Below are 12484 nucleotides of genomic sequence, written 5' to 3' on the forward strand. Positions count from 1 at the left end.
GGCCCAACGCCCGCACCCTGTCAGCTCATTCAGTCTTTCTGATCACGCAACACATTGCCCGACTCACCGTCGATGCGGAACTCATAGACGACGCCATCGGCCTTGCGCCCCTCACCTTCCCAGTAGCCGTCGTTATCGGCTTCGATCTTGTAGATCTCGACGTAGCCGGCTTTGGTCTTGGCGGTCTCGATGGCTTTTTCAATGGTGATCCAGCCTGCGCCTGGTTTGTCCGCGAGGGCGGCTCCAGCACTGAACAAGGCGGTGGTTGCGACAATGGCGGCTAAGGTTTTCTTAAGCATTTTCGTGCTCCATTAGGGATTGAGTGTTAGCTGTCCTGATTTTTAGGGCCTTGCAGACGAGAATTAGTTCCAATTGATGTGCATTCGCCATGATGGTTGTTCTCGCCGTCCTGCTGTGGAGGTTAGAATGTGCGAAATCAGGATGAGTTAATGACAGATAAGTCCCTATCAGAAGCCGAATATGACGCCATCACCGATGCCGCTGCGCACTGGTGCATGCGTCTGCATGCCAGCGATTGCACGACGGCCGAGCGTCGGGCCTTCGAACAGTGGCACGATGCGCATCCACTGCATGCCTTCGAATACGCGGCGATGCTGGAAATCTGGGACGTTGCCGATCACCTGCCCCGCAGCGAACCGGCCCCTGCCGTGGTGCGACTCCAGCCTCGCCGCCGTTTAAGCAACTACGCAGTAGCGGCGGCGATATGCCTGGTGGCCTTGCCACTGGCGGCCTTCACCGGCTGGGAAGCCGGTTGGTTGCCCAGCGCCTATAAGCATTACGAAACCGAAAACAGCCTGCGCCAGGTCACCCTCGATGATGGCAGCCAGGTTGAGCTGAACCTGGGTACCGAGCTGGTCTACAGCCATTACAAAGACCAGCGCCGGGTCACCCTGAAAAAGGGTGAGGCTTTTTTCAACGTCAGCCATGACCCGCAACACCCCTTCATTGTCCACGCCGGCGATGGTCAGGTTCGGGTGACCGGCACTCAGTTCAACGTGTGGAAATACGAAGACCATGTGCGGGTCATGCTGCTGGAAGGCTCGGTGCTGGTGAGCAGCGATGACGCCCACAGCGGCCTACGCCTGTCGCCCGGGATGCAGGCCAGCTACAACCGTGGCGACGCCAGCCCCCTGGCCCAGCCAATTGCCCCGGGCGACACGGCCCTGGCCTGGCGTGAAGGCAAGCTGATCCTCGACAACCTGGCCCTGGCCGACGCGTTGCCGTTGATCAACCGCTACCTGAGCAAACCGGTGATGCTGGCCGACGCCGGCACCGGCGCGATCCGCATTGGTGGCATCTACAACATCAACGAGGTGTCCAACCTCGTCCCCTCCCTGCCCAAGGTCCTGCCGGTCTACCTGACCCAGAACCAGGACGGCAACCCCGTACTCAATTCGATTCCGCGTAAAACACCAAAGGGCTGACCCTGGAGACAGGGCGCATGCCCTCCTCCACCGACGTTCTCTGCCTGGAACTGTCCACTTTTGAAACACTTGCACCGGCTGAGCTAACAGCCGGCTGCGGGCTGCCAGGTTTATGGCGGCCGGTGTTTCATTCCTGAGACAGCTGCCGAGCGAGTTGAACGCGGGCCGGGTGTCTCACCGTTGAAACACATCCCGCCGGCCTTTCTTTTTCAGCGCCTCCAACCCTTTGAATTAATTAACAAAACAAAAAGCGGCACAGCTCCTGCTCTCTTCCTGACAACGCTGTTTAGGGTCAGCGCCAAGAATAAGGAATGCCGTCGTGAAGACACTTAATCCAGGCTCATTGAGCCTCCTGCTGATCAGCTGTGTACTGAGTACCAGCGTGAGCCTCCCAGTGCTCGCGGCAGGCGACGGCGTGATCGTGATTCAACGCACCGTCCACGGCCACATGGCCGGCCGCTCTGCCGGCGTTGACCCCAACCCCACTACCGTGAACGCCAACCCGGCTCCCCAGATCCTGCGGGCCACCAGCGAGCTGAGCGACAACGACTACGCCAACATCAGCAGCGGCTCCAGCATCACTCGCGCCATCCTGCCTGGCGGCAACCTGCCCGGCCTGACCAACAACGGTGGCGGCGCGGGTCTCGGTGGTGGTGCAGCGGCCGGTCATGGCGGCGGCTCCAGTCTCTCCGGCCAGATCAACGGCTCAATCTCCCGTGGCATGGCGCCCCTGAACAACATCGGCAGCCTGATGGGGGGCCAATGAGATGAAACATTCCTGGTTATTCCTCGCGATCCTGGGCTGCTCGGCCGCCATGGCTGACAACAGCGCAGTGATCGACAACTCCGGCAAGCAATACAACGGCGTCGTCTCGATCAACCAGGCGGCCGGCGATCAGCAGCAACAACTCAACAGCCGCGCCATTTCAACAGGCACTAACACCCAGGCTGGCGGCTCGATCAGCCAGACCCTCGGCGGCGCACCAGCCGACCGCTCCCAGAACGCCAAAGTAGCGATCCAGGGCAACTCTTTCAGCAATGGCAACGGTGTGCTGGGCGTCAACCAGTCGGCCGGGGCCAACAACCAGATGATCAATGCCGTGCGGATCAGCGTAAACGCTGGCCCGCAAAGCATCGACGACAGCGCCATGTCGCAACAGAACGTGGCGCTATCACCAAACTCAGGGTTCACCTCTACCACTGGCAGCCGCCAGGTCGTCACAAGCGACCAGGCCTTCACCGGCAGCCGTGGAGTGGTACAGGTGAATCAGAGTGCCGGGGTGGGGAACCGCATGGCTAACGCCCTGAACGTACAGATCCAATGATTCATTGGAGCTTGAAGCTGGACCGTACCAACACTTAACCAACTAATTAGAAGCAAGGGGAAATACCATGAAAACTACAATGGCTCTTAAACCACTGGCCTTCGCTCTCGCTGCAATCGTCGCCAGTGCCGCACACGCCGGTGGCTATCACCACCCTCAACCTGCTCCTACCTCGGTAGTGGCAGCGGTTTCCGATGCACAGTCGACCAGCAGCAACAAAGTGCTCAACCTCGGCACTCAGAACAACGCATCGGCCAACAACTCATTGAACGGCAGCAGCGGCAACGCCCAGGCCAACATCGCCGCCGGCGACGGCAACCAACAAGATAACCAGACAGCCATTGCCGCCGGCGATGCAGCTACCGTGTTTGCCCTGGGCACCATTACCCAAGACAACCACAACAACACCTCGATCCAGGTGGCTACCCACAACAACGCGTCGCTCAACAACTCGGCCAACGGCAGCTCCGGCAACCTGGGTGTGAACGCTGCGTCGGGTAACTTCAACCAACAGAAAAACCAACTGGCAATTGCTACTGCCAGTGGTGCCGCCGCCGCTGCATCGAGCAACACCACTCAAACCAGCGTCGACAACACCTTCCTCAATACCGTGGCTACTCAGTCCGGCCACTGGGGCAGCACCACCTACCTGCCTGTCGTGAACAACGCCAGCGCCAACAACTCGCTTAATGGCTCTTCGGGCAACCTGGGCGCCAACATTGCTGCAGGCGTGGGCAATCAACAGGGCAACACCACTGTGATTTCCTCCGGCGTACGTTTCTGATGCAACGGGGCCTTGGCAACAAGGCCCCTTTTTATTCCAGTGTCCACCAGGCCATTCGATCATGCGGATCATCGCCCTCACCCTCCTGTTATTGCTCACCGGCCCGACTTGGGCGGGGCAAATGGCGATTGCTGCCATGCCCGGCGGTGGCGTGATCTTCAAGAAGGTCGAGAGCATCCGTGAACGCAAGTTCGCCAACCTGGTGGAACAGAAAACCGATTTCAGCTGCGGTGCCGCCGCCCTGGCCACCATCCTGCGCCAGGCCTACTGGATGGATGTGGATGAAGACCACATCATCAAAGGCATGCTGGTCAACGCCGATCAGGACCTGGTCCGCACCCAGGGTTTCTCCATGCTGGACATGAAGCGCTACCTGGAAAGCATCGGCATGCGCGCCCGGGGTTACCGGATCAACGCCGACACACTGCTCACGGTGAAAATCCCGGTGGTGGTGCTGCTGGAGATCCGTGGCTACAAGCACTTCGTGGTGATGCAGCGTGCCGACAAGGACTGGGTCTACATCGGCGACCCGGTATTGGGTCACAAACGCTATGCCAAGGACGACTTCGTCAAAGGCTGGAATGGCATCGTCTTCGCCGTACTGGGCGAAGGCTATGACAAAACCAACGTGCTGCTTGACCCGCCCACACCGCTGACCGCCAAAAACAGAATCAATGAGTTCAGTCCGGTTCGGGACAGTGAGTTGATGGACTTCGGTTTTATCCAGAGCGACTTCTTCTAGAAGCGCAATAAGGAGCAGGACGCTCCAGGAGCAAACGATGAACACTTACCGTTGGCTGACGGTCATGTGCCTGGCAGCCTCAATGCCCGCTTACGCGTCATCGGTGTTCAAGCCGATTGAAATAAGGGACTCGGAACTGGCCGACTTGCGCGGCCGCTACGTCATGCCGGGGCGGATCATCAGCTTTGGCATCGTGATGAGCAGCACCTGGACCAATGCCGCCGGCGACAGCGTGACCGGCTCGGCCAGCATGAACGTCAACGCGTCGACCGTCACCCCGCAGTTTTATGTACAGGTAACCGACAGCCCCACCAAAGTCTCGCCCAACCAACCCAATGGCACCGGTACGGTGGTCGGTGGCGCAGGCCTGGGCAGTGGCCAGGGCGTGACCCAAAGCGTGCGCGCCGCCGGCGATGGCAACACCGCCAGCAATAACGTGAATATCCATGTGAACCAGAACGGCTTGTCACCGGCCAATATCGTGCAATCCGGGCAAGCGCTGGTGGCTGGCCAATCGGTCACCGGCAGCACCGGCGCCGGCCAGGTCACGGTATCGGCCGCCAATGGCGGGCTGCAAATGGCGATCCTGGCCAACAACAACCAAGGCAACTCGTTGCAGCAGATCGGCGCTGGCAATGTCTTGCAAGGCACGGTTTTGCAGGGTAACAGCAACTTTGTGAGCAACATGACGCAGCTCAATGTGGTGCTGGGCAACAACGGTTTGAACAATTTGGGTCAGAACCTAAACCTGAATCAGCTCAAGGGCCTTCGCCCTAACGGATATTGAACTACGCTGTGCCTCGACACTTGCGCATTAGAAAGGGACGGCTTATTTCATGCATCGATCGCTATCGCTCCGGGCTGTAATTTGTTTAAGCACGCTCCTGCCCGCATCCATGTTGTATGCAGCGCCGGACGCCGACATCGACACATTGAAAAAGGAATTGCTGGAACTCAAGCAACGCTACGAAGTGCAGCAAAAAGCACTGGCGGTGCTGGAACAACGGGTACGCCAGGTTGAAGAACAGCCGGCGGCCCCGCCGCCGAAACGCCTGGCCAAATCCCCGGCAGATTTCCAGAAAGGCGGCACCACCGTGGCGGGCAACACGCCTGGCGTCGGCGCGGCTGCGGCCTCGGGCGGTGCAGCCGGTGGCGCATCCTACGGCCAGTCCCTCAAGGACGATTCAGCCCCGGCGCAGAGCGTGAGCAACCTGTATAACGAAGCCAGCGGATTCTTTGGCAACGGCAAGTTCAGCTTCGAAACCGGCGTGACCTATTCCCGTTATGACGCGCGCCAGTTGACCCTCAACGGCTTTTTGGCGCTGGACTCGATCTTCCTCGGCAACATCAACCTGGACCGGATCAAGTCCGATAACTGGACCGTCGACCTCACGGGCCGCTATAACCTCGACAACCGTTGGCAGTTCGACGTGAACGTGCCGGTGGTATACCGCGAGTCAACCTACCAGTCCGGCGGTGCCAACGGCGGCAGCGGCACGGCGACCTCGGAACAATCGGTCACGCGTAATCCAACCATTGGTGACGTCAACTTCGGGATTGCCTACAAGTTCCTCGACGAGAGCGTCAACCTGCCGGATGCGGTGGTATCGGTGCGGGTCAAGGCGCCCACCGGCGAGGACCCGTTTGGCATCAAGCTGATCCAGTCGCCGAGCAACACCAACCTCTATGTGCCGGAAAACCTGCCGACCGGCAACGGCGTGTGGTCGATCACGCCGGGGATTTCGCTGGTCAAGACCTTCGACCCTGCCGTGCTGTTTGGCTCGCTGTCGTATACCCATAACATCGAGGACTCGTTCAGCGATATCAGCTCCAACCCTGTCGAGAAAGTCCCCGGCAAGGTACAGCTGGGCGACAGCTTCCAGATCGGCGCAGGCGTGGCGTTTGCGTTGAACGAGAAGATGAGTATGTCGTTCTCGGTGTCCGACCTGGTGCAACGCAAGAGTAAGCTCAAGCCGGATGGCGGCGACTGGCAGTCGGTGGTTTCCAGCGACGCCAACGCGGGTTACTTCAACGTGGGCATGACGATTGCGGCGACCGACAACCTGACGATCGTGCCGAACCTGGCCATCGGGATCACGCCGGATGCGCCTTCGTTCAGCTTCAGCCTGAAGTTCCCGTACTACTTTTAAGGCGTGACAACGGGAAAAGCCCCGCAACGATAAAGGTCGTTGCGGGGCTTTTCGGTTTACCCGCCCTAGCGGATCTGGTGTTTGTGCAGCAACCGGTAGAACGTCGGCCGGGAAACCCCCAGCACACGGGCCGCGACACTCAGGTTGTCGCTGTGCCGGTTGAGCACATCGCACAGCGCCTGACGTTCGGCACGGTGCTTGTAATCTTCCAGTGTAGCCATCGGCAGCGCGATTGCCTGCTGGCTTTGCAGTCCCAGATCAACGGCTTCGATTTGCCGCCCTTCAGCCAGTACCAGGCCACGCCGCACGCGGTTGGCCAACTCGCGCACATTGCCCGGCCAACCGTGCTCGCCCATGGCCACCAGCGCGTCTTCACTGAAGCTGCGGGGACGCCGGCCGGTTTCCTGGCTGTAGAAGTGTGAGAAGTGGTTGGCCAGCATCGCCACGTCACCATGGCGCTCGCGCAACGGCGCAGTCACCACTTGCAGGACGTTAAGCCGGTAATACAAGTCTTCCCGAAAGGCGCCCTTTGCCACCGCGGCTTCCAGGTCAACGTGGGTGGCTGCCAATACGCGCACATCCACCGGAATCGGCTGGCTGCCGCCGACGCGCTCGATCTGTTTTTCCTGGAGAAAACGCAGCAGGTTGGCTTGCAGCTCCATGGGCAAGTCGCCGATCTCATCGAGAAACAACGTGCCGCCGTGCGCCGCCTCGATCCGCCCGATCTTGCGCTGATGGGCACCGGTAAAGGCGCCCTTCTCATGGCCAAACAGTTCGGACTGGATCAGGTGCTCGGGGATCGCCCCGCAATTGATCGCCACAAACGGTTTGGCGTGGCGCTGGGATTGGCGATGCAGTGTGCGGGCGACGAGTTCCTTACCGGTGCCGCTGTCGCCGCGAATCAACACCGGGGACTCGGTCGGCGCCAGTTTGGCGAGCAGTTTGCGCAGTTCGCGAATGGGGCGGCTGTCGCCCAGCAATTCATGTTCCGGCTGGCCGGCAGGCGCGTTGTTGCCCTTGCCCCGCAGGCGCGCCATGCCAAAGGCGCGGCCCAGGGTGACCTGCACCCGGGACACATCGAACGGCAAGGTATGGAAGTCGAAGAACCACTCGCAGACAAAATCGCCGACATTCTGCAGGCGCAGCACTTCCTGGTTAAGCACGGCAATCCACTCGGTGCCGCTGCGGCTGATCAGCTCCTTGACCGCTTCAGGCCGCTCCAGATGGAACGGCTGCAGGCGCAACAATCCCACGTCGCAGGAGCGCTCGCCCACCGACTCGAGGGCACAGCTGTCCACGTCCCACCCCGCGGTGCGCAAACCCGGTAATAGCCCGTGGCAGTCATCACAGGGATCGACCACAAGCAGACGGCGCGGCGCAGGTGCAACAATCATGACTATTCCTTGGCGTCAAAATCGTTAAAGTTATTCAAAAACAGTTATTTGGAAAGCCTGCTGGCAACACTAGCAAGATTTTGACGCTACCTTTGTACCCATTCGTTATAAGCCGCACACAAACCTGCCCTTTTCCAACAGTCGGGTGCGGTCAAATGTCGCGGCGTAACTTTCATGAGGCTTTCAACATAGCCCCTTACATGACTTTAATCAGGGAAAGTTAAAAAATCTTCTTCTAACATGTGACCCGTACCCGGTGATCGTGCATCAGTACAAGTAACCAGTCGTTAGGCACGCCCAACCAACGACTTCACTTGAATGGGCATTTAGAGAGAAGACCCCATGAACGCCCCGCTCCGCATCAACGAAGCTCTTTTGATCGCAGACCGTGCTTTCCAGCCCTTTCAATGTGTGGCCTGGCACGACGGCAACGGCGCCCTGAGCCTGAGCGTCATCGACCGCACCAATACCCGTATCGGTAGCAAGCAGCTGTCTTCCAGCACTTATTCCGACCCGGCACAGCTCGAGGACTTGCTGTTGCAGGCCCGCGCTGAACTCGATAAAGATGGCTATCAGTTGCAATCCTGGGCAATGCCCAAGTAACTGAAACTCGTGCGGGGCGGCACCAGAAAGTGTGCCGCTGGGCTGCGCAGTATATTGACCAGTAATAACACGAGTAGATAGTCAGCTATGCAAGTTGCAACTTTGCATAGCTGACTACTTATTAGTGGGGTTGCCAATCAATCGGCCGAGAGAATAAACCGCTCTATGGCTTCCGCCGCACCGTCATCGACATTACTGCCGGTTACGACGCTGGCCTGGCGCTTGACCACTTCTTCGGCCTGACCCATGGCGATCGACAGCCCCGCCACGTGAAACATCGCCGGGTCGTTGCCGCCATCGCCGATGGCCGCCGTCTGTTCCAGCGGCACACCGAGGTGCGCCGCGAGGGTCTTCAAGGCTTCGCCCTTGTTGGCCTTCATCGCGGTCACATCCAGGAACACCGGCTGCGAGCGAGACACCTGCGCCAACCCCTCGACCCTCGGCTGCAACTGCGCCTCAAGCTCGATCAGCAGCTGGGTATTGGTACTGGCCGCCACAATCTTGTCGACCCGATCCAGGAACGGCTCGAAACTCTCCACGACGATTGCCCCATAACCCAGGCCATGTTCCTCGCGAACCGCCATCGGCCCGCCAGGATCTCGGCGCAGCCAGTCACCGTCGGCAAACAGCCAGACTTCCACGTCCGGCTGCGGCGTAAACAAGGCCAACGCCACCAGCGCCGCTTCTGCCGGCAAGTGATGCGCCACCAGAATACTGCCGTCGGGATTGACCAGCGTGCCGCCATTAAAGCCGGCAATGGGCACATCGATGCCCAGTGCTTCGACCTGCTGACGCATGGCCTTGGGCGGTCGCCCGCTGGCCAGGCTGAAAAACACCCCGGCCGCGCGCAAGGCGCGAACCGTATCAATGGTGCGCTGGCTGAGGCTGTGATCCGGATGCAGCAACGTGCCGTCCATATCACTCAACACAAACCGGATGGGTTGACTCGGCAAGTCGCTCATCCGAGGCTATGCCAGCTGCGGCCATCGCGGGCCAGCAATGCATCGGCCGCCGCCGGGCCATCCTCACCCGCCTTGTAGGCCTGGATGCCGTCATCCTGCTTCCACGCATCAAGGAAAGGCTGCACCGCACGCCAGCCGTTTTCGATATTGTCGGCGCGCTGAAACAAGGTCTGGTCGCCGGTCATGCAGTCGTAGATCAGGGTTTCGTAACCCGTCGATGGCTGCATCTCGAAGAAGTCCTTGTAGGCAAAACCCAACTCCACGTTGGCCATGTCCAAGGTCGGCCCAGGCTTTTTCGCCAGCAGGTCGAACCACATGCCTTCGTTCGGCTGGATCTGGATCTTCAGGTACGTCGGCTTGAGTTCATCGACCTCAGTGTCGCGGAACTGCGCATAAGGCGCCGGCTTGAAGCAGATGATGATCTCGGTGTCGCGGATGCTCATGCGCTTGCCGGTGCGCAGGTAAAACGGCACACCCACCCAGCGCCAGTTGTCGATCATCACCTTGAGGGCGACGAAGGTCTCGGTGCTGCTGTCGGGCGCAACGTTGGCCTCTTCACGGTAACCCGGCAGTTGCTTGCCGGCGACTTCACCGGCGGTGTACTGACCGCGCACCGAGTTGGCCCGTGCGTCTTCCAGCGACCAGGGCCGTATGGCCCCGATAACCTTGGCCTTCTCGCCCCGCACCGCATCGGCGCCAAAGGCGGCTGGCGGTTCCATGGCGACCATCGCCAGCAATTGGAACAGGTGATTGGGCACCATGTCCCGCAACGTGCCGGTGTGTTCGAAGAAGCTGCCACGGGTTTCCACGCCGACGGTCTCGGCGGCGGTGATTTGCACGTGGTCAATGTAGTGGTTGTTCCAGAACGCCTCGAACAGCACGTTGGAAAAACGGCTGATCAAGATGTTCTGGACGGTTTCCTTGCCCAGGTAATGGTCGATGCGATAGATCTGCTTTTCGCTCATCACTTTGAGCAGGCAGGCGTTCAGCGCTTCGGCGGTGGCGAGGTCCGAGCCGAAAGGCTTTTCGATCACCACCCGGCGGAACGCCTCCGGGGTTTCTTCGAGCAAGCCGGCAGCGCCGAGGCGCTGCACCACTTCGGCGAAGAAACGCGGCGCAGTCGCCAGGTAGAACACCGCGTTGCCGGTGCCACTGTCAGCGATCTTCTTGCCGATGTCGGCATAGGTGCTGTCGTCGAGGAAGTCACCCTCGACGTAGCTGATGCCCTTGGCCAACTGAGCCCACAATTGCGGGTCCAGGCCGTCATCGCCGTTACCCTTGACCTTACTGGCGGCCTCGGTGCGAATGAAGTCCTCGAGTTTCTTGGCGAAATCGGCGTCGCTGATGGCGTTGTGATCAACGCCCACGATGCGCAAGCCGTTACCCAGCAGCCCATCACGACTGAGGTTGTACAGCGCCGGCATCAGCAGGCGCTTGACCAAATCACCATGGGCACCAAACAGAAACAGTGTGGTGGGCGGAGCGGGTTCGGCCTTGGGTTTCTTGCCATTGGCGGTCATTTTTTGGGAGTCTCCACATGGCCGCCAAAGCCGAAGCGCATGGCAGAAAGCATTTTGTCGCCATAAGTACTTTGCTGGCGGGAGCGGAAGCGCGCGAACAGCGAGTTCGACAGCACCGGAACCGGTACCGATTGCTCCATGGCGGCTTCGATGGTCCAGCGGCCTTCGCCACTGTCGGCGACCGAGCCGGAATAACCGTCGAGCTTCGGATCGGTGGCCAGGGCGTCGGCAGTCAGGTCCAGCAGCCAGGACGACACCACACTGCCACGACGCCAGACTTCGGCGATGTCGGCAACGTTGAGGTCGAAGCGCTGGTCTTCCGGCAGGTTTTCCGAGTTTTTGGTCTTGAGGATGTCGAAACCTTCGGCGAAGGCCTGCATCATCCCGTACTCGATGCCGTTGTGGATCATCTTGACGAAGTGCCCGGAACCGGCAGGCCCCGCATGGATGTAGCCGCGCTCGGCACGGCTGTCAGCTGCAGCAGAACGGTCCTTGGTGCGCGGGATGGTACCCAGGCCCGGCGCCAGGCTTTCGAAGATCGGGTCCAGCAGCTTAACGGTCTCGGCATCGCCGCCGATCATCATGCAGTAGCCGCGCTCCAGGCCCCAGACGCCGCCGGAGGTGCCGACGTCGACGTAGTGCAGGCCTTTTTCCGACAAGGCCTTGGCCCGGCGGATGTCATCCTTATAGAAGGTGTTGCCGCCGTCGATGATCACATCACCGTCTTCCAACAGATGGCTCAATTCTTCAATGGTGTTTTCGGTCGGGTCGCCTGCCGGCAGCATCACCCAGATCGCCCGAGGCTTTTGCAGCCCGGCCACCAGGCCTGCCAGGTCAGCGACGCCCGTGGCGCCCTCGCCTGCCAGACCTTTTACGAATGCTTCATTGCGGTCGTAAACCACGGTGGTATGCCCATTGAGCATCAGGCGCCGCGCAATGTTGCCACCCATGCGGCCTAGTCCAATAATCCCCAGTTGCATGTGCTGATGCTCCTTACTACGAATAAATGTGTGTCACAGTTTATAGCGCAATGAGGCTAATGAGGGTTAGTCCAGAGCGGATTGGCATAGTTTCATGACAAAAAGTGGCCATCCTTTAGCCTTCAGTGGGTTAAAAGTCACAACGACCATCAAAAATAAAAAAGTTCCCTTCACTTAAAAAAGAATTCAGAATTGCCCCGACTGTTGCCGAGGGCCTCGAATCAAGCGCTCTGGCACCGCGATACACCGGCTATTTGCGAGGTAAGCAATGAGCACTGCACACATGACCCGTCCGCCCCAGACCCTCTATGTCACCATTCGCCGCGATGAATTGCGCCAGTTGAAAGACGAGCGCGATCAACTGCAGCAGGAAGTCATGCGTCTGCGCTCGCACTTGCAGGGCCAGCTCAATCAGCCGTCCGGCACCCAGCCCGCCGTTTGCTGAACGTGAGCTGAACGAACCGTTCAGGAATAACTCACGAAGTTTTCACATCCTCATCCCGATACTCCCGCCGAATCGGGCCGCGCCACGTGCGCTGGCCCTCTGTTGACGTGCATCCCTGCGCGTTGACACTGAAA

At 59.7% G+C, this 12484-nt stretch carries 14 protein-coding genes; 9 read left to right on the forward strand and 5 right to left on the reverse strand.

What is annotated here, in order from left to right; genetic code table 11:
- Positions 1-29: 29 nt before the first annotated feature.
- Complete coding sequence (locus JFU58_RS08465) at positions 30-299, reverse strand: PepSY domain-containing protein (protein WP_063029520.1); 270 nt, start codon at positions 297-299, stop codon at positions 30-32.
- A gap of 150 nt (positions 300-449) precedes the next feature.
- Between JFU58_RS08465 and JFU58_RS08470 the strand changes: the two genes are divergently transcribed.
- The 7 genes from JFU58_RS08470 to JFU58_RS08500 all read left to right on the forward strand — a co-directional run bounded on the left by JFU58_RS08470 (position 450) and on the right by JFU58_RS08500 (position 6446).
- Positions 450-1445, forward strand: coding sequence for a FecR family protein (locus JFU58_RS08470; protein ID WP_063029518.1), 996 nt, complete (start codon positions 450-452; stop codon positions 1443-1445).
- Positions 1446-1764: 319 nt separating this feature from the next.
- Entirely contained in the window at positions 1765-2211 is a 447-nt protein-coding gene (locus JFU58_RS08475; RefSeq protein WP_063029516.1) for a hypothetical protein, read from the forward strand.
- A gap of 1 nt (position 2212) precedes the next feature.
- Entirely contained in the window at positions 2213-2770 is a 558-nt protein-coding gene (locus JFU58_RS08480; RefSeq protein ID WP_063029514.1) for a hypothetical protein, read from the forward strand.
- Between the two features lie 79 nt (positions 2771-2849).
- Positions 2850-3554 carry a hypothetical protein gene (locus JFU58_RS08485; protein ID WP_081253133.1) on the forward strand — a complete coding sequence of 235 codons (705 nt, stop codon included), beginning with the start codon at positions 2850-2852 and terminating at the stop codon, positions 3552-3554.
- Positions 3555-3615: 61 nt separating this feature from the next.
- Entirely contained in the window at positions 3616-4296 is a 681-nt protein-coding gene (locus tag JFU58_RS08490) for a C39 family peptidase (RefSeq protein ID WP_017477050.1), read from the forward strand.
- Between the two features lie 37 nt (positions 4297-4333).
- Positions 4334-5083: a hypothetical protein gene (locus JFU58_RS08495; RefSeq protein WP_093209307.1), complete on the forward strand. Its 750-nt coding sequence runs from the start codon at positions 4334-4336 to the stop codon at positions 5081-5083.
- A 49-nt stretch (positions 5084-5132) separates the two neighbouring features.
- Positions 5133-6446 carry a hypothetical protein gene (locus JFU58_RS08500; RefSeq protein WP_063029509.1) on the forward strand — a complete coding sequence of 438 codons (1314 nt, stop codon included), beginning with the start codon at positions 5133-5135 and terminating at the stop codon, positions 6444-6446.
- A 65-nt stretch (positions 6447-6511) separates the two neighbouring features.
- On the opposite strand, the gene JFU58_RS08505 is transcribed toward JFU58_RS08500, so the two are convergent.
- The gene (locus JFU58_RS08505; protein ID WP_063029507.1) at positions 6512-7840 is read right to left on the reverse strand and encodes a sigma-54 dependent transcriptional regulator; all 1329 of its coding nucleotides are present in this window, start codon (positions 7838-7840) and stop codon (positions 6512-6514) included.
- A gap of 342 nt (positions 7841-8182) precedes the next feature.
- Between JFU58_RS08505 and JFU58_RS08510 the strand changes: the two genes are divergently transcribed.
- The gene (locus tag JFU58_RS08510) at positions 8183-8443 is read left to right on the forward strand and encodes a hypothetical protein (RefSeq protein ID WP_063029505.1); all 261 of its coding nucleotides are present in this window, start codon (positions 8183-8185) and stop codon (positions 8441-8443) included.
- Between the two features lie 137 nt (positions 8444-8580).
- Here the strand turns inward: JFU58_RS08510 and JFU58_RS08515 are convergent, their stop codons facing one another.
- The 3 genes from JFU58_RS08515 to gnd are packed head-to-tail and all read right to left on the reverse strand — an operon-like array spanning position 8581 to position 11929.
- Positions 8581-9405: a Cof-type HAD-IIB family hydrolase gene (locus JFU58_RS08515; RefSeq protein WP_063029503.1), complete on the reverse strand. Its 825-nt coding sequence runs from the start codon at positions 9403-9405 to the stop codon at positions 8581-8583.
- Positions 9402-10925 (reverse strand): glucose-6-phosphate dehydrogenase, encoded by a 1524-nt coding sequence (gene zwf, locus JFU58_RS08520; RefSeq protein WP_177071356.1) that lies wholly within the window; start codon positions 10923-10925, stop codon positions 9402-9404. The genes JFU58_RS08515 and zwf overlap by 4 nt, the downstream gene beginning before the upstream one ends.
- Positions 10922-11929 (reverse strand): phosphogluconate dehydrogenase (NAD(+)-dependent, decarboxylating), encoded by a 1008-nt coding sequence (gene gnd, locus JFU58_RS08525; protein WP_269458737.1) that lies wholly within the window; start codon positions 11927-11929, stop codon positions 10922-10924. The genes zwf and gnd overlap by 4 nt, the downstream gene beginning before the upstream one ends.
- A gap of 244 nt (positions 11930-12173) precedes the next feature.
- On the opposite strand from gnd, the gene JFU58_RS08530 reads away from it, so the two are divergent.
- Positions 12174-12350, forward strand: coding sequence for a DUF6026 family protein (locus JFU58_RS08530; protein WP_256124662.1), 177 nt, complete (start codon positions 12174-12176; stop codon positions 12348-12350).
- Positions 12351-12484: the final 134 nt, after the last annotated feature.

This window comes from Pseudomonas sp. TH34, assembly GCF_016650865.1.
GTDB classification, from domain to species: Bacteria; Pseudomonadota; Gammaproteobacteria; order Pseudomonadales; family Pseudomonadaceae; genus Aquipseudomonas; species Aquipseudomonas yamanorum.

Bases quoted from the DNA above. Each gene is read 5' to 3' on its own strand.
- JFU58_RS08465 (WP_063029520.1), bottom strand. From the start codon at position 299: ATGCTTAAGAAAACCTTAGCCGCCATTGTCGCAACCACCGCCTTGTTC.
- JFU58_RS08470 (WP_063029518.1), top strand. From the start codon at position 450: ATGACAGATAAGTCCCTATCAGAAGCCGAATATGACGCCATCACCGAT.
- JFU58_RS08480 (WP_063029514.1), top strand. From the start codon at position 2,213: ATGAAACATTCCTGGTTATTCCTCGCGATCCTGGGCTGCTCGGCCGCC.
- JFU58_RS08485 (WP_081253133.1), top strand. From the start codon at position 2,850: ATGGCTCTTAAACCACTGGCCTTCGCTCTCGCTGCAATCGTCGCCAGT.
- JFU58_RS08490 (WP_017477050.1), top strand. From the start codon at position 3,616: ATGCGGATCATCGCCCTCACCCTCCTGTTATTGCTCACCGGCCCGACT.
- JFU58_RS08495 (WP_093209307.1), top strand. From the start codon at position 4,334: ATGAACACTTACCGTTGGCTGACGGTCATGTGCCTGGCAGCCTCAATG.
- JFU58_RS08500 (WP_063029509.1), top strand. From the start codon at position 5,133: ATGCATCGATCGCTATCGCTCCGGGCTGTAATTTGTTTAAGCACGCTC.
- JFU58_RS08505 (WP_063029507.1), bottom strand. From the start codon at position 7,840: ATGATTGTTGCACCTGCGCCGCGCCGTCTGCTTGTGGTCGATCCCTGT.
- JFU58_RS08510 (WP_063029505.1), top strand. From the start codon at position 8,183: ATGAACGCCCCGCTCCGCATCAACGAAGCTCTTTTGATCGCAGACCGT.
- JFU58_RS08515 (WP_063029503.1), bottom strand. From the start codon at position 9,405: ATGAGCGACTTGCCGAGTCAACCCATCCGGTTTGTGTTGAGTGATATG.
- zwf (WP_177071356.1), bottom strand. From the start codon at position 10,925: ATGACCGCCAATGGCAAGAAACCCAAGGCCGAACCCGCTCCGCCCACC.
- JFU58_RS08530 (WP_256124662.1), top strand. From the start codon at position 12,174: ATGAGCACTGCACACATGACCCGTCCGCCCCAGACCCTCTATGTCACC.